Origin of the sequence: Terrisporobacter vanillatitrophus (genome assembly GCF_051148895.1) — a bacterium.
Classification (GTDB): domain Bacteria; phylum Bacillota; class Clostridia; order Peptostreptococcales; family Peptostreptococcaceae; genus Terrisporobacter; species Terrisporobacter vanillatitrophus.
The window spans coordinates 2,133,354-2,152,004 of record NZ_CP154625.1; the positions used below are offsets into that span (position 1 = coordinate 2,133,354).

An 18,651-nucleotide genomic window follows, 5' to 3' on the forward strand; every position below is an offset into this window, starting at 1 on the left:
TATCCCCTTTCAACCATTGTAAATTTCAAAATATTATATTTAATTTGTATTTTTATTTTTTATTACCTATTAACCCTTCTCTATAAGCTCCTATATATTCTAAACAAAATTCATCTTCTTCTAACAAGGCTTCTGTTGCATATATAAGTCCTAACATATTTCTATTTGTTGGATCAACTATAGCTGAATCCATACCTGCATTTCTTGCTAAAACCATAAATGCTTGATTTATTAATTTTCTTGAAGGTAAGCCAAAGGATATATTACTTAACCCACTAGTTATATGAATTGTTGGATATTCCTTTTTAATTCTTCTACAGCACTCTGCAAAAGTAGTCAAAGCAGTTTCATCTGTGCCCAGTGTGACTACCAAAGGATCTATATGAAGTCTAGATGGATCTATATTATATTCCTTAGCCTTAGCCATTAAATTTTCAAATACTTCCATTCTTCTTTCCACTGAATTTGGTATTCCTTTGTCATCACAAAGTAGTGCTACACATTCCCACTTAGTATTAGCTATTACAGGAAAGATTACATCTATCTTATCTCCTTCTAAAGATACAGAGTTAATAATTCCTTCTCTTTTACAAAATGGAATTGCTTCTACACAAGAACGAGGACTTGGAGAATCTATACAAATAGGTACATCTGTTACTTCTTGAACTAATTCTATCATCCATTTTAAAGTTTCAACTTCCACATCTTCTGGCACAGATGCACATACATCTATATAAGTAGCATTGGCATCTGCTTGAATTTTTGCTCTATGTTTTATAAATTCACTATCTTTATTAGCAATTGCTTCTCCAACTACTGGAATTGATCCATTTAATTTTTCACCTATTATAATCATTTTAATTCCCCCAATTTAAGATTATTCTCCACAGTAGAATTTACGAGATTCTCTATATATGATTTCTTGACCTTTTAAATATTTTTCTTGATTTTTTTCACGATACCACATTACATATCTTCCATCTTTTCCAAATTCTTTTATTCTGTCTACTAAAGCTTTTTCATATTCTTCATCTGATAGATTTCCTTCTGGATCTGGTGTAAATGCACTAACTTGAGGTAATTTATCTCCGTATTTTTCTAATAAACCAGCTTTATCATTACAACAGTCTTGACCTTCCCAAAAATCAAATCCAACTTTTATAAAGTTTTCTATTTGATTTTCTACAGAACCACAAGAGTGGAAACTTACTAATAACCCCATGTCATGAGCTGCATCAACAATTTTTTTATAATGAGGTAACATTACTTCTTCAAAAGTTGCAGGTGAGAAGAATGAGCTTCTTTGTGTTCCCATATCATCATGGAATATAATTACATCTGCATGATAAACTTCTTTAGCAATTTTAAATAATTCTATATGCCAATTTGCTAGTTTATCATAAAATTTTTCTAATACTTCTTCTTCCTCTAATAAATAACAAAATGTATCTTCAAAACTAGTTAAATCTGCAGTTCTTTCAAATAATCCATTAACTATGGCAAACATAGTTGCTCTTGTAGGATCTAGTTTTCCTTTATAATTTTCATCATAATCTTTTTGCCAATCTATATCATTTAAATCAGGAAATTCTAGTTCTTCTTCCCATTTAGTTATATCACTAAGTCTTCTAGTTCCTGGCTTAACCATTGCTGCATTTATATTAGGTTCATATTCCCACTCTATTCCAAACCAGTCTTTACCACCTTTACATCTTGCAAGAGCATCTGGCATAACAAGTGGTTGAATAAAGTTTATATCTCCACCCATTATAGGCATCCAAATTGGCATTTCATTATTTGCTATTCTAAGAAGATTTTCCTTTTCACTAATAGGAGTATCAAACTTATAAGTTTGTATTGCTACACCTCCATAAGGTGGTGGTACTATATTATTTAATTTTTTATTTTCAACTTCCTTTTCATTAAATGCATACTCACTTACTGCTTTTGTGCTCATATTATTTCCCCCTTATTTTTATAAATTAAACATTTTTTCCTCTTTCTTGTAATGCTTTTTCCATCATCGTTACATCACTGTCTTTTATTTTATAAGCAAGCAATGGTAATATAGATACTACTAGGAATACTATAGGAACAAGTAAGAATAACATTTTTATACCACTTTCTACTGATGCTGTAATTGCTCCGTCTGGGTTATATGCTATTGCTGCTAACACAGCAGGTATTACTGCACCTCTTACTGCTATGGATATTTTTATTGCTAAAGAACTAAATGACATTATTATTGCTTTTGTGTTTTTACCTGTTTTATATTCACTATAAGTACCACAGTTTGAATAAAGACTTGTTGTATTTCCATAAGCTATTCCAAAGAATATTTGACCTATTCCAAGAAGTATAGTTACCATAAATTTGTTTGTTGGTAAGAAGTAGATTAATACTAAAGCTGCTGCAAATCCTGCAACTCCTATTAAATTTGTGTATTTACTTCCCATTTTAGAAACAACATTTTTAGAGTAAAGAGAACCTATTAAAGCTCCTAGATTAAATACTACTAAAATCAAAGATATGGATGCTGGATCTTTTAATACTAATTTTGCATAATAAGCAACTGATGCCATTAAAGTGTAGTAACCTATTAGCTTTAAGAAATCATACATTAATACAAATAATAACTGAGGATTTGTAGCTATTCCTTTAGCCATATCTTTAAATGTGACTCTTTTTGCACTTGAAGTAGCTTCGCCTTCTTCAAGTTGTAAGTCATAGCCTTTCGTAATTACGTAGTGCATAAAGTAACAAATAGTAAAACCTATTGATGCTACTAATGCTGTTAAAGTATATCCTATAACTCCTGTTGATGATGAAAATATACCTAAGAAGAAAATATTTAGAACTGGTACAAAGTAAGAAGCAATAATTTTACCTGCTGAAGAACCAGCTGAAATTCTTCCTGATAAAAATGCTCTTTCATCTGCATCATCTGATAATATACCAACCAGTGTTCTATTCGCTGTCCAACATATATTCCATATGGCATGACTTAAAATATATCCTGCTCCACATAGAAGTGCTGCTGTAGTATTACTACCTAATTTTGTAAACATAAGGACAAATAAGGCTACTATAAATGGTGGACAATAAATAAGCCAAGGTCTATATTTACCATTTTTGAAATTAACTTTATCGATTATGACTCCTGCAAGCATGGCAGTAACCGCATCTGTAATTCCTGCTATAGATGTTATAGCCGCTGTAAGTCCTAGTGGAAGTTTTGCCACGTCTGTTAAAAATATTACAAAGAACGTAGTTTCAACAGTACTCATAAAAGAAAATCCAACTTCACTTATCCCCCAAAAATTCCTTATCTGCTTGTTAATCTTCTTCATATACTCACCCCTTAACAATTATTTTTAATTTTATAGATACTTTTATCTCTATTAACTAAAGTATAATTTCCATAATTTGTATACACAACGTAAGCACTTACAAATATTTTTTATAAATTTTACAGATTTATATATTAATTTTTTGTTCAATTATTAGAAAATTCTTAATAATTTTTGTTGTATACGCACAAAAGTATTTTTGACTTTTAATAAAATTCAACTTTGTTTTTTTGTAGTAAGAAATAGTTCTAAAACTATGTTAATATTTAAGTGAGGGTAACTTTTATAAAAGGAGGATGTTTGTTTGATTACTATAAGAAAGATTGTAGACAAGTTATGTGATTATAATATAAGCACATCTATAATAGAAGACTGTGAATTAATTGATTTTAGATATTTATCAAAAAGAATTTCAAATTTTAATCCTTATAGCCTTTATATTTTTAAAGCTAGCAATTTACCAAATGAAATAATATGCCAAGATAAAATAAACTTTTTAATAATAAAAGATCAGTCACTTCCAAGTTTTTTATTAGAAGAAACTACAAAAGGAAAATACAATTACATAATATTAAACAATCAAGAATTGCCAATTTACAAATTAATTTATATAATTCAAGACATTTTTAACCTAAATACTTCTTTAATTTCTTTTCAAGAAGATGTTTTAAATGCTATCGGTGATTCAAAATCAATAGATGATATTATAAAAATAAGTTTTAATTATTTAAAAAATCCCATAATACTTTTAAATTCCATGTATCATACTTGCTCTTATTATTATGGTGAAATAGTTATAGATGATCCTTCTTGGAATTACCAATTAAAAATGAGCATTCCCCATCCTACATATTCGTTACTTTATAATCAAAATACAAAAAATCGTAAGATGGGAGAAAATAAAGAAGAAATTATAACTACCTTTTTTCCTGAGGTAATGAAGTATAAAGAAAGGACAATCCCTATTGTTCATGATAATTTCACTATTGCTAGAATAAGTGTATTGGAGTGTAATAATCCTCTAAGTGATTGTGATTTAGAAATACTTAAAACTCTTGGTAAGTTAATTTATCCCTTACTTTTGTTGGATAAACGATTTTTAGTGGAAAATAATTCTGAATTTGATAACATAATGAATTATTTACTTAAAGCAACAAATCCAAATAAAGTGTTTATTAAAAACGCATTATTATCTCTTAACATTGATAATTCAAATAATAAATATTTACTTCTTTTAAGAGATAATGACAATGTAAATTCAAAAACAAAAATAAATTATGTAAAACAGTATATCTCTTCCTTATTTTCAAAACATATTGTTTTTGTTTATAAAAATAGCATAATCGTAATTTATAATAATAGAAATTCTTATGAAAATTTCTGTGAATCCAATGAATATGAAGATTTCATAAAATCAATAAAAGATTATACTTTAAAGGTTGGTGTTAGCAAATTATTTAATAACTTTGAAAATTTTAAGGTTGCCTACAATCAATGTAAAAAAGCTATATATTTTGGTGAATTAATTCATAAAAAAGAAGATTCTCCATATTACTTTGATGATTATGTTATTTTTAATATAATTTCATCATTTTTAGAAAAAGGTGATTTGAATAATCTTTTAGATTCAAAGTTAAAAGATTTAATCTTATGTAATAGCAATGATTTATATTATACTTTATACACTTTTATTCAATGTAGAGGTGATACAAAGCTAACTTCTGAAAAATTAAATATTCACTATAATACTCTTAAATATAGACTTAATAAAATAGAAAACTTATTTAATATGAATTTAAATGATGAAGATTATTTGGTTAAACTAAAACTTTCATTTGCTGCTTTAGATATGAAAAAACTTGGGGGTAATATAAATGTCCAACACTATGAATGAAATAAGTAAATCTTTATTAAAATATAAGCCTAAAGTTTTAATTCAAGAAAACATAACTATTTCTAATTATTATTATTTACATAATGAACTTAATGAATTTAATTCTAACTGCTTATATGTTTGTAAATCTTCCCAGTTGCCCAATCATATTAATAATAATGACATAATAAATTTACTAATAATTTTAGATGCTCCTTTGCCCTCCTATTTACAGTGGTGGGATAAATATAATTTAATTTTATTGGAAGAAAATAGTTGTAATATATATGTACTTTTGGAGAAACTTCAAGATTTAATAAATATGGATAGTATTTTAAATCACCTTACAACAAAACTGATTGATGGTATTTCTAAACATTTATCTATTAACGAATTAATAGCCATCGTTTATAATTATTTAAAAAATCCAATTATACTTACCAATACTTGTGGCTATGTATTATCTTCTTATGTTGGAGATGATCATATTGACGAGCCTATTTGGGAAGAACAAATAAGTACTGGCTATGCAAATGTTAGTTATTTAAAAAATATATATTATGATTTAAATTTTAGACAATCTATTTCTTTTTTTAATCAACCTATAATGGTAAATTATACAGATATGATGAACCATAGAATGCTAATATCCACATTAAAAAAGGAAAATTTTAACGTAGCCTATATCCATGTATTAGAAGTAAATAAACCTTTTTCAAAAATTGATATGAAAATTCTAGATATGTTAAGTAAAATGCTTCTACCATTAATTGTAAATAATAGTAGAATTGTTCTTTCAAAGCAAAGTCCCTTTGATTATCTTTTTTACTATTTAGTAAATTGTAAAGAGTATGACGAAAACTATATTAACAACTACTCTAAGATTTTCGACTTAGATTTCAAAAATGATTTACTTTTAGTTTATATAGAAAATTTAAGTCATATAGATTCATTTCAGAAATTAAAGTACTTATATGATGTGTTAAGTCACATATTTTATAATAACTATATTTATTTTTATGATAATAAAATATTCATTCTTTACAAAGGAAGTAAAGAACTAAAAGAAGATGAAAATAGATTATTTACTCAATTTTTAAAAGAAAATAATTTAAAAGCTGGTATTAGTCAGCCTTTTTCAAATTTAAAAGATTTCAAGAATGCAAATTATCAAGGAATTAATGCTATTTACATATCAAAAAAAATGAATAGAGATGAATACATTTCTTATTACAATGATTTTATAATAAATAATTTAGTATTTACTTTTATTAGAAATAACAATATGAATGATTTAATTGACATTGCTTTAATGGATTTTATTAGTGAAAATAATGAAGAGTATGTTGAAACATTAAAAATTTATTGTGAAAATAATGGTGATATGCAAAAAACTTCTGCCAAGCTACATATTCATTACAATACTTTAAAATACAGACTTCAAAAGATTAAAGATTTATACTGTATGGATATTTTTGATAGCGATTATACTCTAAAACTAAAGTTATCTTTTTTAGCTTTAGATTTTCTTCAAAGCAAAATGTAGCAAAGTACCCTATAAAGTAAAATTAATTTTATAGGGTACTTTGCTTATATTATAAAGTCTTCGTCTTTTAATTCTTCATATATGCCTTTTTGGTATCCATTGCCTTTTGTAGAGAAGAAATCATGTGTTTTAGTTTCTGTACTTAGACCATTTAAAACTATTGGATTTACAGATTTTACTTCATAATAATCTTCAAATCCTAAATTTTCAAGTGCTCTATTGGCATTATATTGTAAGAAGTTTATAACCTCTTCTTCCAAGTTGCTATCTTTGTAAATAAGCTTCGTATATTCTATTTCATTTTCCATAAGGTCGTTGAAAATTCTATACATCTTATTTTTTAATTCTATTTTTTCTTCTTCGTTAAAACTTTCAAATTTTTCTTTTGCAAGGAGACCTATATACTTTCCATGTAGTGATTCATCTCTTAAAATAAGTGATATTATCTCTCCACTTGATACCATTTTTCCTTGTCCTGCTAAAAATAGTGGATAGAAAAATCCTGAATAAAATAGAAAACTTTCTAAAAACACACTTGTTACCATGGATAAATATAAACTTTTTTCATCAGTTGTATTTTCATATTGTTGCAAAATTAACTGCGCTTTTCTTTGTAGAGTTCTTTCTTCTTCTATCCACTCAAATAACTCATCTATTTCTCTATTTGATAGTAGTGTTGTAAATATTGATGAATAACTTTTTGCATGGATTTCTTCCATAGTTCCCATAAATGAAAGTACAGCCTTTCTTTGAAAATTATCTGTCAAACTCATCATGGAAGGTATTCCGTTGTTTCCTTGTTTAGTATCAAGTAGTGTTAAACCTGCTAGAACTTTTTTATATAAATCTCTTTCTCTTTCACTTAGTTCATTCCAAACCTTTAAATCCTTTGATACAGGAATTTCTTCTGGAAGCCAAAACTGCTTTACATTTTGTTCCCAAAATACTTGGGTAAAGTTGTCATCTTCTTTGTTCCAATTAATTGCTTTGTGTATTTTATTTAAAGTAAATGTCATAATTTCCTCTCCCTATACAGAACACATTAGACATTCATTATCGTCTCTTGTCATTTTTGTTCTTGTGTAATATAAACTTTTTAAACCTTTTTTATAAGCATAAATATAATATCTTGCTATATCTCTAGTTGTTTTTTCATCTGTTACAAATAGTGTGGTAGATATTCCTTGGTCCACATGACTTTGAGCTGCTGCTACTATGTCTATAATTTTTCTCATGTCCATTCTATAAGCTGATTGATAGTAAAGCATATTTTCATTAGTTAAAAATGGCATAGGATAAATTGTTGTTGAATCTCCATAAGTTCTTACTTCCACTGGTTCTGTTATGGGCATTATGCTACTTGTGGCATTTTGCACGTAGCTAATACTTTGTGTTGGTGCTATGGCTGTTAAATAAGCATTGTATATACCATTTTCCTTTACTTCATCTAATAGTTTTGACCAATCTTTTATAGTTGGAATATAAATACCTTCAAATAATTCTTTTATTTTGTCAGTCTTTGGCAAATAACTTTCACTATAGTATTTTGATAAAACTTCACTATTTTTACCTTTTGCATATTCTGATTTTTCAAATCCAACAAAAGTTTCTTTTCTTTTTATTCCTATTTTCATAGATGCTTTTATGGCATAAAATCTAATCATAGCAAAGAATACATTACAAAAGTCCACAGCTTCTTCAGAGGTATAAAGTATATTTTCTCTAACTAAATATCCATGTAAATTCATTGCTCCAAGTCCTATGGAATGTGATTTATCATTACCATTTTTCACCGTTGGAACTTGTTTTATATTAGTTTTGTCTGAAACGAAAGTTAAGGCTCTTATGGCTGTTTCTACTGTTTTTTTCACGTCCTTATTATCCATAACATTTGCTATATTTAATGATCCTAAGTTACAACTTATATCTTGTCCCCATATGTTGTTTTCTGTGTAACCTTTTATGTGTGAAGGTGTTTGATATTGGAAGATCTCACAACATAAGTTTGACATTTTTATCAGTCCTAGATCTTTTAAAGTATGTTCTTTGTTTGCTGTGTCTATAAAAATAACATAAGGGTATCCACTTTCTTGTTGCATATGTGCTATTTTAGTAAGCATCTGTCTAGGGTTGATTTCCTTTTTTCTTATATCCTTATCTTCTACAAGCTTGTCATACCATTTATCCATTTTCATCTCATCTAAGTGAATTTTATACTTTTTGTATACACTGTATGGATAAAAGGCGTAAGCTTTCTCATTTTTCTCTGCTAATTCCATAAATTTGTTGTGAATTATGGCACCTAATGATAAAGTAGTTAATCTTATTTTTTCATCTGCATTGATTTTCTTTGTGTCCATTAATAATTCAAAATCAGGATGGAATACACTTAAATAAACTGCTCCTGCTCCTTGTCTAGCTCCCATTTGATTAAAATAACTAAATGATTGTTCAAGCATTTTTGCTACACCAACAGGGCCTCCAGCTGCTCCCTCAATTCCTTTTATAGGATCTCCAGCTGCTCTTAGTCTACTTAAGTTTAAAGCTACTCCTCCACCTATTTTAGATAAATGGTTGGCAGAAGATATGGCATAAGAAATTCCCTCTGTGCTATCTTCCACTGAAAGTAAAAAACAAGATACCATCTCTCCTGCTCTTGCTCTTCCTGCATTTAAAAATGTTGGAGTAGCTGGTTGAAACTCTTGTTTTATTAATTTATCTGCTAAGTTTAAAGTTAAATCTTCGTCTCCATCACCTAGGGCTAGTGATACTATTAAAACCTTGTCATTGTATGTTTCTAATATAATTTTGTTATTGTCACTTTTTAGAGCATAGTTTTGATAAAATTTATTAGAGCTCATATAAGATTGAAATTTGAAATTACAATTTTTTATATGAGTATAAATCTTTTTTATAAAGTTCATACTGTATTTATTTATTACTTCTTCGCTATAATAATCATTTTCTATTAAATATTTTAATCTTTCTTCTATGCTGTTAAATTTTTTTAATCTTGGGTTCACATATTCATTTAAATAACTTTCTAAAGCTTCTTTATCTTTGTCTAATTGGTATTTTCCTTCATTGTCTTTTATTATGACTTTGTTGTTAAGTTCTATCCAGTTCATCTTTACCTTCCTTTTATAAGCTTAATTATATGTATTTTTCAAAGAAAACACACTATATATAGTTGTTAATATCATTTTCGATACCACATATAGTATATACACGATTTATTATTACTTTAAACTTTTTTATTAAAAATATATGATAGAGATTTAATATAGTAAAAGTAAATAGAACCTTCTTCTTAAAATAAAAATGGTGTATCAAGTTTATTGATACACCTTAAAATAATATTATTTCCTGGTTTCTAAGAATTTAACTAAATTGTTTACTGTTGCCATGTCATTTCTTTCTAAGTCTGTTGGCTGAAGCGCTATTTTAAGTCTATCTTCTATCTCAACTAAAACTTCTATTATAGCTAATGAATCTAAAAGTTCTGCTTCAAATAAATTCATATCTAAATCATCTTTTATTTCATCACATTCTAATACGTCCTCAAATATACTTATAACTGTTTCTTGCATAATACATCCTCCTAATATTTAAGCGAAATGTCCCGAGAAAATTAACAAACCAAAACATGCTATATGGAATGTTATAACTATTTGTACAATCTCAAACCATTTTTCTTTCTTGTGTTTTTTGTAAAACTTTGATTTTTTCTGATATATATCAGTTCCTACAAGCACTAGACCTTGGTATAGTCCGTATAGGATGTAATACCATGTAAGTCCATGCCAAACTCCCATAACACCCATTGTAATCATCTGAGATACATGAGATGCTGTAGCTCTCTTTTTGAATCTTTTATTTCTAATAAACCCAATAGTGAATCTAGAAAAAATATAATCACCAAACCATCTTGATAAACTTATATGCCATCTTGTCCAAAACTCTTTCATGTCCTTACTTATAAATGGTTTATTAAAGTTGTCTGGTGCATGTATTCCAAAAATATAACTAGTACCTACTGCAAATAAACTATATCCTCCAAAGTCAAAGAATAAGTATAAGCTATATGCATACATGTAGTTTATAGCATTTACAAAACTTAATTTTGGCGGTATATGGCTCATCCAAAGTATGTTTATTAAAAATGCTATTACAAATTTATATCCAATTCCCATAAATATTTTTTTAATTCCTGGGATTAAATAATCATTTATATATTCTTCTCGTGGTATTTTTTTCTCCAACTCTTGTTCAAATCTTCTAGATCTGTCTATAGGACCAGAACTTAGTGTTGGGAAAAATAATACAAAATATAGCATGGTCCAAATATTAACTTCCTTTATTGCTCCATCATAAATTTCAATTACCATTTGTATAGTTCTAAAGTTTAAATAAGATATTCCTATAAATCCTATAAGACCTAAAGATGTAAATGGTGAAATTTTATTGATTATTATTGGAAGCATGGAAGAAAATAAAAATAATCTATATATAAGTTTGCTATCTGTTTTCTTTCTTACATATTCATATCCTTTAACTACTATAACTTCCCATATTATAAATCCTATTAAATATGAAAGTCTAACGTTTACACCTACAATTAAAATTATCATGAAAACTGTTGCTATCATTCCATAATATTTTATATTTTTTTCTTTGAGTCCTAAAACTATTGCAGGTATTGCAGTTAATAGTAATATATAAAGATAAAAATAATCTCCATATTGTGAAAATGTCATTAATTATCCTCCATTAGTTTCTTTCTATCTATTTTTCCATTTGTATTTGTTGGAAAGTCTTCTATAATTTTTATAGTTCTTGGTACCATATATGAAGGAATATATTTATTTAATTCTTTTTTTATTGCTATACCCTTTTTCATATTGCTTAGTTCATTATCTTCTTTTAGCTGAACTATTCCTTTTAAATAAGCAATTTTTTCATCTTTGTAAATAGGGATAACTATTGCATTGTTTACATTCTCAACTTTTCTTAAATTACTTTCAATATCTTCAATTTCTATTCTAAAACCATTTAATTTTATTTGAAAATCTACTCTACCACAGTAATATATATTTCCATTTAACATGTATCCTTTGTCACCTGTTTTATAGGCTCTATGCTTAGCATTATCTATTTCATCATAGAAAAATGATTCATTTGTCTTTTCTGCATTGTTAAAATATCCTTTTGAAACAGAAGGTCCTATTATGATAATTTCACCTTTTTCTCCTTCTTTAACTTCATTTCCATTATCGTCTACTATTTTTATTTTACAGTTTGACATAGGATATCCAACAGGAAGACTTTTCTCATCATTTATTAATTCATAAGACATATCATTTACACTAACACCAACTGTAGCTTCTGTTGGTCCATATCCATTTATCACTCTTGTATTTGGGAATCTATCTAGTAATTCCTTAGCTAAGCTTTTAGGAAGAGTCTCTCCTATAAATATCATTGATTCAAGATTGCCTAACATGTTACTATCAAAATCTTTTTCTGTTGCACAAACGCCCGCAAAGGATGGTGTAGAAACCCATACAGATATATTTGATTTTTTTAATTGACTAAACAATTCTTTGTAATCAGCTAGTACTTTCTTTGATAAGGAGAATAAAGTTGCTCCGTGTACTAAAGCTGGATATATGGAAGTTACTGATAAATCAAAAGAATATGCTGCTTGATTCATTATTACTTTTTCACTTCCATCAATTTTTAAATATGGGCTTATCCAATTTACAAAACTATCTAAGTTGTTTGAACTTATTTGTACACCTTTTGGTTTTCCTGTACTTCCTGAAGTAAATAAAATATAGGCATTTTCATCATCTTTTACCCAGTTTTCTTTTGCTATTGTTTTGTTTTCATATTTTTTTATTATTTCTTTTAGTTTATCTTCGTTTATTACATTTAAATGACCAAAATCTGTTTCTTCACTAAAGTTAAATAATACCTTAGGTGAAACTTCTTTTGTAATATCAAATACTCTTTCCATTGGTAAGCTTATATCTAGTGGAATGTAAGCTCTCCCAGATTTTAAAGCTCCTATCATACATGGCATTATCATATTTTCTTTGTTTCCATAAATAACTATGGGTGTATCTTCATCTTTATATATATCTTTTAAGTATAGCGCAATAGCTTCTGAATACTTTTCTAAATCATCGTATGTAAGTTTTTCATCATTGCATATTAATGCAACTCTATCTGTAGTAGAATATTTTTTTATTCCTTCAATAATTTTCATGTGAAATCTCCCTTTTATTTAGAACTCATTGTATATAAATGGTAAGTCTTTAAATGAAGTAAATGTGAATACTAATATGGCTGCAACTATTATTACTGTAAATGTAGCGCTCATCATTAAGTACTTATTTTTGGTCAAATTCTTTATATAACTTCTCACAAACATCCACCCAACCTTTCGTTCCAAGATGCATTACATCTCGTAAATAGTACTTTTCCTTTTCTTTATCTCTAAGGTCCATAACTTTAAAGCCTTTTGATTTTGCAATACTTTGTGCTTTATCATAAAACTCATGTCTTTCAATTTGTGAAATACCAGTAACATTATAAAACTTATCCATAGCTGGTAGCATTATAATCACAGGTTTTATTCCTAAATCTCTGCAAACATCTAGAGTAAGTTGATAATCATCAAACTCTTTTGATTCAAGAAGATTTACATCTTTATATTTGTTTTTTACTTTATTTAAATTTTTACCAAAATTCTTTTTATAGTAGATTTTATCTATACATAAATCGTTATCTCCAACTCTTTTTTTTGCATCTTTAATGGCTTTTTCTTTTTCCATCTTCCAATTTATAGGTTTCTTAGGTTCTAGCTTTTTATCTTTTTGTGATGATAAAACTACTAAGTGTTTATATAAAGTACCTTTTTCTTTAAGCTTCACTGCGTATTTTCTAGTTTCAAAATAAGGTTTTAAAAGTACTTTTTCTATATTTGATAGTAATGAATCAGAAGTATATAAGCTAGCATATACAGCTTCTGATTTGTATTCATCTGAATCTGCTAGTAATTTACTCGATCTATTAGCAAATTTGTTTTTATTTTCCTGTGAAATTTCTGGATTAGTTAAAAACTCATAAAATTGAGTAGGTGAAAATCTAGTTTGATAATGGTGAGGTGTAACTCCGCTTTTATCCATAAACCACTGCATAGAAATTAATAAAACAACTTTCTTATCTTTTACGTCGGGGTTAAAACTTCCTAATGATGCAGCATCCTGTAAACTTTGAGTATATGCTCTTCCTATTGTAACTACACCATTTTTCTTTCTGTTAGTATTAAAATAGTAAGTTGGGTGTTGCTTTGTTGAATGGCTTAATTCTGACGAACCTAACATCATAATATTATCTTTTTCTATAAAATGATTATTAGCAATTGTTCCTTTATCTTTTACATCACTTAATGCATCATTCATTATTGGCATTAAATCTTTTTCTTTAAGCATATAATCTATTTCCTTATCAAGGAATTTATTTAATCCACATAAAAATATACCACCAATCACTAATGGTATAATAAAATAACCTAATTTCTTCATAATTTAATCTTTAATCTCCTCTAAAAAATTGCTAAAAAATATCTGTATTTCATCCACCATTTTTTTCCTTATTTCAAGTTTTAATATAACTAAGTGTAAATATGTTGTCAACAAAATGGGTGGTATTGTCATATTACATTTTCGTAATATTATTAACAAAACTTTTTGTAACCATTGTAATTACTAGGTTTTATCATATTTTTCACAGGTGTCAAAGTTTCTTATAAAAAACTCGAATTATTTACTTTTGTAACATAATTTGCTTATAAAAAAGAGCGAATATATTCATATATATTCACTCATTTTTTCATTATTTTATTTAATATATTTTATAAACTATATAGAACAATATCCTACTATTTTATAGTCGTCTGGGATTTTGTAATCCTTATTTAAACTTCCCACATACCATTTAGAGTCAAACATTGTTGTATCTATTATTAAGCTGAAATAAAGCATTGCTATTCCTGTATCTATACTACCTTCATAATCACTGCTAAAATCACCTGTTTTAACTGCTAATATAACTTTTCCACCGTGGATAATAAATCTCCATGGTTGTCTATTAAGACTTGATGGTGCCATTCTAGCATAAGAAAATGCATCAAGAAGAGATCTTTCTTCTAATTCAGTAACACTTGCATTATTTCCCCACTCATCCATGAATACGATTTCTTCCACACCTAATCTGTCTGACGTACTTTTCTTTTTACTATTTCTATCATCTTCGTATCCTAAAGCAATTATAGCTGTAACTTCTTTATCACTTGAAATATTTAGTTTTTCTTTTATTGATTTGTTATCTTTAAAAGTTATCCAACAAGAATCTATTCCCATAGCACTGGCTTTTAATATTAGTCTTTCTCCAATATATCCACTATTTTCTATATAACCTTCTTTCACATCTGAAAGTATTATAATGTAGTTTGGTGCTTGGATTAAATATCCGTTGTATCCTGCTATTTCGTTTATGTTTTCATAAAAATCTTTAAAGTCATACATTTTTATTTCAACTTTAATTTCAGGAAGTAATTTTTTAGAGTTTTCTATATAATTTTCTATTTCCTTGAAATATTTTGTATCTATACTTGTATCCTTAAAGTCTCGTACTGATTTTCTATTTAATATAAGCTTTTTGTAATCCATAATATATTCCCCCTCTTAAATTATCATTTATACTGTATTACATATATACCCATATTATGGTTTTTTAATTATTTTTTATATTTTATTTATCATAATTTATGCTTTTACTAATATATTAAATAATTTAACATCCGTTAAAGCCTCTATACCATATTCTATGTCAGCTTCCAAGGCAATTATATCACCTTGGTTTATTATGGTTTCATCATTTTCATTATATAAAACTTTAGCACTTCCTTCTATCATTACAAAGAGTGTTTCCATTTCATAATACTCTTTGTCTATGTTTTCTCCACTGGCAAAAGAGAAAAATCTTATCTCACAATTATCATTATCTATTAATGCCTTGCTTGCTATGGTATTTCCTGTATGGCTTATCATATTTGTCATGGCAATGGCCTCAAAAGGTTTTATATTTCTTAGATATCTCATAATTTAGGCCTCTTTAACAAGTATTAAAAGCATTTTCATATCTTCTATTGCAGTTACTTGGTGTTGTATATTGGCAGGCATTAAAACGAATTGACCTTTTGTAGCTTCCATAGTTTCATCACCTATTTTCACCCTTGCCACACCTTGATGTATATATATTAATGCATCTCCTTTCGCAGCATGAGGACCTACACCTTCTCCTTTGCCAAAGGCCAATAAAGTCACTCCAACACCCTTTTTCTGAGCTAAAGTTACAGTTTCTATTTGTCCTTCTTTACAACTTACTAGACTATCGAAGTCTATTGATTTTCCTCTTTCTATATTTTTTATTAATTCTTCCATCATTCTTTCTCCTTTAAATTAAATATAATTTTATATAATAACTAGGTTTGAATTAAAACATAATTTTTATAATAATTATCTTTAACTCAACATACTTATTATTTCTTTTGTTTACTATATAAATTCGTTGGAATTTATATTTATACTGCCAATACTTTCTTTTTACATTATGCATTTATTCATATCTGTATGTAATTAACTTTTTCATTATTATGAATATAAGAATAAATAATATTAATATAATCAATATAAGATTTATCGTATAATACATTATTATTTTTATTTAATTTAAACTTTTCAATTTTATTAATTATTTCATCTTTCTTTTCTTCGTCAAACTCATTTATATTAATAATCTGTGAATACTCTACTTTTACATTATTAATAAAATACAGTTTGTAATTATTTTCATTCATTTTCATCCAAAGTACCAATTTACAGTGATTTCTCAACAAATTAAAGGTATTTTGTCTTTCAATTATACTTTTAAGTAATTCCATATTGCTTTTTATTTCCATGGCTTTTTCAAAATTTAGTAAAGATGATTGAGTTATCATTTCATTTTCCAACTCTTTTATAAAATCATCTTTGCCATCAAAAGTATTCACTAAAATTTTGTAAATCTCTTCATATTTTTCCTTAGTATTTACTCTACAAGGCCCTATACATTTTTCAATATTATATCTAATGCACTTTGTTTTTGTGTTGCAAGTTGGCAATTTAAAATAATCTAATAAAAAATCTCTTAAAGTAAATAGTCTTTTATTTATGGAAAATGGTCCAAAGTAAGTACTATCTTCATCTTTCTCATCCACAATATCAATTAAATTTAGATTATTAGTATTTAGCTTTATGTATTTATATTTTTCATAGTTGTTCATTAAAGTGTTGTACATGGGCCTTATATTATGGATATAGTCACATTCCAACAAAAGAGCATCCAACTCTGTATCTGTAGTAATATAGTCTATATCATTTATGGATTTTACCATTCTCTCGATTTTTCTAGATCTGTTCAGATTTTCTCTAAAATAACTTTTTACACGACTTTTTAAATTTATGGATTTTCCTACATAAATTATATTGTCATAAGCATCTTTCATTACATAAATACCAGGGCATTCAGGCATTTTATCTATTTTGTCTTTTAAATTCATTAGTCTTTTCCTCTTGATATTTAGTTCATATTTTCAAATTAAAATTTTTCATAATGAACTTTATCAAAATTCAAATGACTATCATCATAAGGTTTCTTTTCTTCGTCCTTATGCCCAATAGCTACAAGGGATAAAACTCCGTATTTCTCTGGAATTTGAAGAACCTCTCTAACAGCTTCTTCAGAATCTTTTTCTAGAGATTCTCTTTTTCTCATTTGAATCCAAGTAGATCCTAGTCCTAATTTTTCCACTTCTAATTGGATTACAATAGAAACTATAGAAGCATCTTCCACCCAAACATCACTTAAATCACTATCAGCTATAATAGCAATAACAAGAGGTGCAGTTTTTAGCGGTGAAGTACCATGTTTTTTGCAAGTTTCTAATTGTGAAATTGTTTTCTTATCTTCAACAACTATCATCTCCACTGGATTTTTCCCCATAGACGAAGGTGCAAATAAGCCAGCCTTTAGTATTTTATTTAAATCTTCTTTTGATACTTTTTCTTCTGTAAACTTTCTTATACTTCTTCTATTTTTTAATATTTCCAACATAAATTTGCCTCCATAACTTAATAATTTTTTTATTTTTTATGTAACATGTAGTAAATTTTAATAATTTACTTTTGTTCTTATTATATGTGAATTAAATATGTTACTGTTTTTAAGCTTAATATTTAATTTGTCACTATTTTCTATTATAGCTACATCAGAAGCTTCCAATAATTCACATTTATCATCTATACTTATATTTATTTTTCCTTCTACAATATAAAAAACTTCTGTTAAATTTTCGTATTTATCATTATTATCATAATCAATAGTTCTTTCGTTTTCCAAATTTATATGTTCTATTATACCTTCAGTATTTTCATTTAACATTAAATTGAAATCAGTTACTTTTCCATAGCTTTTAGTGTTCCAATGTCCATAAAAACTGTCTTGGTCAAACTTTTCAAGAGTAATCTCATGATGATTTTCATGTACTAATTTAAGTTTTCCATCTAATATCATAATTTTTCTTTTTATATTTGGTAGTTTAGTAAAAGTAGACTCTTCTAAATCAACTTTTGCTGAACTGATTCTAAATTTAAAATTTCTATTTTCATAAAGTTCATTTTCTGGATAGATATAAAGTTGTGTAGTCGTTCCCCCTGACCACTTACTAGTTAAAAGTTCTTCTTTTTTTATAACTTTAATATAACTCACAATAT

At 27.0% G+C, this 18,651-nt stretch carries 17 protein-coding genes; 2 read left to right on the plus strand and 15 right to left on the minus strand.

The features are described from left to right. Window positions 1-52: 52 nt before the first annotated feature. Genes TVTCOM_RS10730 through TVTCOM_RS10740 form a run of 3 tightly spaced genes read right to left on the minus strand, consistent with a single transcriptional unit; the run spans window position 53 to window position 3,350 of the window. Window positions 53-856, minus strand: coding sequence for a methyltetrahydrofolate cobalamin methyltransferase (locus tag TVTCOM_RS10730; RefSeq protein ID WP_434796270.1), 804 nt, complete (start codon window positions 854-856; stop codon window positions 53-55). Window positions 857-877: 21 nt separating this feature from the next. Next, window positions 878-1,957 carry a uroporphyrinogen decarboxylase family protein gene (locus TVTCOM_RS10735; RefSeq protein WP_434796271.1) on the minus strand — a complete coding sequence of 360 codons (1,080 nt, stop codon included), beginning with the start codon at window positions 1,955-1,957 and terminating at the stop codon, window positions 878-880. A 25-nt stretch (window positions 1,958-1,982) separates the two neighbouring features. Beyond that, on the minus strand, window positions 1,983-3,350 hold the full coding sequence (locus TVTCOM_RS10740) for an MFS transporter (protein WP_434796272.1): 1,368 nt from the start codon (window positions 3,348-3,350) through the stop codon (window positions 1,983-1,985). Window positions 3,351-3,654: 304 nt separating this feature from the next. Here TVTCOM_RS10740 and TVTCOM_RS10745 point away from each other — a divergent pair, with 304 nt between their 5' ends. Next, window positions 3,655-5,244, plus strand: coding sequence for a PucR family transcriptional regulator (locus tag TVTCOM_RS10745; RefSeq protein WP_434796273.1), 1,590 nt, complete (start codon window positions 3,655-3,657; stop codon window positions 5,242-5,244). Beyond that, window positions 5,225-6,769 (plus strand): PucR family transcriptional regulator, encoded by a 1,545-nt coding sequence (locus TVTCOM_RS10750; protein WP_434796274.1) that lies wholly within the window; start codon window positions 5,225-5,227, stop codon window positions 6,767-6,769. Before TVTCOM_RS10745 ends, TVTCOM_RS10750 begins: the two co-directional genes overlap by 20 nt. Window positions 6,770-6,813: 44 nt before the next feature. Here the strand turns inward: TVTCOM_RS10750 and nrdF are convergent, their stop codons facing one another. The 12 genes from nrdF to TVTCOM_RS10810 form a co-directional block, all read right to left on the minus strand. Then, a complete protein-coding gene (gene nrdF / locus TVTCOM_RS10755; RefSeq protein WP_434796275.1) occupies window positions 6,814-7,785 on the minus strand; it encodes a class 1b ribonucleoside-diphosphate reductase subunit beta in 972 nt (323 codons plus the stop codon). 12 nt (window positions 7,786-7,797) lie between these two features. Beyond that, a complete protein-coding gene (gene nrdE, locus TVTCOM_RS10760) occupies window positions 7,798-9,897 on the minus strand; it encodes a class 1b ribonucleoside-diphosphate reductase subunit alpha (protein WP_434796276.1) in 2,100 nt (699 codons plus the stop codon). 231 nt (window positions 9,898-10,128) lie between these two features. Next, window positions 10,129-10,359: a D-alanine--poly(phosphoribitol) ligase subunit DltC gene (dltC, locus tag TVTCOM_RS10765; protein ID WP_434796277.1), complete on the minus strand. Its 231-nt coding sequence runs from the start codon at window positions 10,357-10,359 to the stop codon at window positions 10,129-10,131. Window positions 10,360-10,377: 18 nt separating this feature from the next. Beyond that, window positions 10,378-11,526, minus strand: a complete 1,149-nt coding sequence (gene dltB / locus TVTCOM_RS10770; protein WP_434796278.1) for a D-alanyl-lipoteichoic acid biosynthesis protein DltB — start codon at window positions 11,524-11,526, stop codon at window positions 10,378-10,380. Then, complete coding sequence (dltA, locus tag TVTCOM_RS10775) at window positions 11,526-13,040, minus strand: D-alanine--poly(phosphoribitol) ligase subunit DltA (protein WP_434796279.1); 1,515 nt, start codon at window positions 13,038-13,040, stop codon at window positions 11,526-11,528. The genes dltB and dltA overlap by 1 nt, the downstream gene beginning before the upstream one ends. Window positions 13,041-13,164: 124 nt before the next feature. After that, window positions 13,165-14,361, minus strand: coding sequence for a D-alanyl-lipoteichoic acid biosynthesis protein DltD (gene dltD, locus TVTCOM_RS10780; RefSeq protein ID WP_434796280.1), 1,197 nt, complete (start codon window positions 14,359-14,361; stop codon window positions 13,165-13,167). A gap of 336 nt (window positions 14,362-14,697) precedes the next feature. Then, a complete protein-coding gene (locus TVTCOM_RS10785; protein ID WP_434796281.1) occupies window positions 14,698-15,507 on the minus strand; it encodes a nitroreductase family protein in 810 nt (269 codons plus the stop codon). Between the two features lie 96 nt (window positions 15,508-15,603). After that, window positions 15,604-15,939, minus strand: a complete 336-nt coding sequence (locus TVTCOM_RS10790) for a hypothetical protein (RefSeq protein WP_434796282.1) — start codon at window positions 15,937-15,939, stop codon at window positions 15,604-15,606. Between the two features lie 3 nt (window positions 15,940-15,942). After that, window positions 15,943-16,281 (minus strand): cupin domain-containing protein, encoded by a 339-nt coding sequence (locus tag TVTCOM_RS10795; protein ID WP_434796283.1) that lies wholly within the window; start codon window positions 16,279-16,281, stop codon window positions 15,943-15,945. 179 nt (window positions 16,282-16,460) lie between these two features. Continuing rightward, window positions 16,461-17,438 carry a GIY-YIG nuclease family protein gene (locus TVTCOM_RS10800; protein ID WP_434796284.1) on the minus strand — a complete coding sequence of 326 codons (978 nt, stop codon included), beginning with the start codon at window positions 17,436-17,438 and terminating at the stop codon, window positions 16,461-16,463. Between the two features lie 38 nt (window positions 17,439-17,476). Beyond that, window positions 17,477-17,992: a nitroreductase family protein gene (locus tag TVTCOM_RS10805; RefSeq protein ID WP_434796285.1), complete on the minus strand. Its 516-nt coding sequence runs from the start codon at window positions 17,990-17,992 to the stop codon at window positions 17,477-17,479. Window positions 17,993-18,049: 57 nt separating this feature from the next. Next, a complete protein-coding gene (locus TVTCOM_RS10810; RefSeq protein ID WP_434796286.1) occupies window positions 18,050-18,646 on the minus strand; it encodes a HutD family protein in 597 nt (198 codons plus the stop codon). Window positions 18,647-18,651 lie beyond the last annotated feature (5 nt).

Coding starts and splice junctions, on each gene's coding strand:
- dltB (WP_434796278.1), bottom strand. CDS start 11,526: ATGACATTTTCACAATATGGAGATTATTTTTATCTTTATATATTACTA.
- TVTCOM_RS10805 (WP_434796285.1), bottom strand. CDS start 17,992: ATGTTGGAAATATTAAAAAATAGAAGAAGTATAAGAAAGTTTACAGAA.
- TVTCOM_RS10730 (WP_434796270.1), bottom strand. CDS start 856: ATGATTATAATAGGTGAAAAATTAAATGGATCAATTCCAGTAGTTGGA.
- TVTCOM_RS10790 (WP_434796282.1), bottom strand. CDS start 15,939: ATGAGATATCTAAGAAATATAAAACCTTTTGAGGCCATTGCCATGACA.
- nrdE (WP_434796276.1), bottom strand. CDS start 9,897: ATGAACTGGATAGAACTTAACAACAAAGTCATAATAAAAGACAATGAA.
- dltA (WP_434796279.1), bottom strand. CDS start 13,040: ATGAAAATTATTGAAGGAATAAAAAAATATTCTACTACAGATAGAGTT.
- TVTCOM_RS10795 (WP_434796283.1), bottom strand. CDS start 16,281: ATGGAAGAATTAATAAAAAATATAGAAAGAGGAAAATCAATAGACTTC.
- TVTCOM_RS10800 (WP_434796284.1), bottom strand. CDS start 17,438: ATGAATTTAAAAGACAAAATAGATAAAATGCCTGAATGCCCTGGTATT.
- dltC (WP_434796277.1), bottom strand. CDS start 10,359: ATGCAAGAAACAGTTATAAGTATATTTGAGGACGTATTAGAATGTGAT.
- TVTCOM_RS10785 (WP_434796281.1), bottom strand. CDS start 15,507: ATGGATTACAAAAAGCTTATATTAAATAGAAAATCAGTACGAGACTTT.
- dltD (WP_434796280.1), bottom strand. CDS start 14,361: ATGAAGAAATTAGGTTATTTTATTATACCATTAGTGATTGGTGGTATA.
- TVTCOM_RS10735 (WP_434796271.1), bottom strand. CDS start 1,957: ATGAGCACAAAAGCAGTAAGTGAGTATGCATTTAATGAAAAGGAAGTT.
- nrdF (WP_434796275.1), bottom strand. CDS start 7,785: ATGACATTTACTTTAAATAAAATACACAAAGCAATTAATTGGAACAAA.
- TVTCOM_RS10740 (WP_434796272.1), bottom strand. CDS start 3,350: ATGAAGAAGATTAACAAGCAGATAAGGAATTTTTGGGGGATAAGTGAA.
- TVTCOM_RS10750 (WP_434796274.1), top strand. CDS start 5,225: ATGTCCAACACTATGAATGAAATAAGTAAATCTTTATTAAAATATAAG.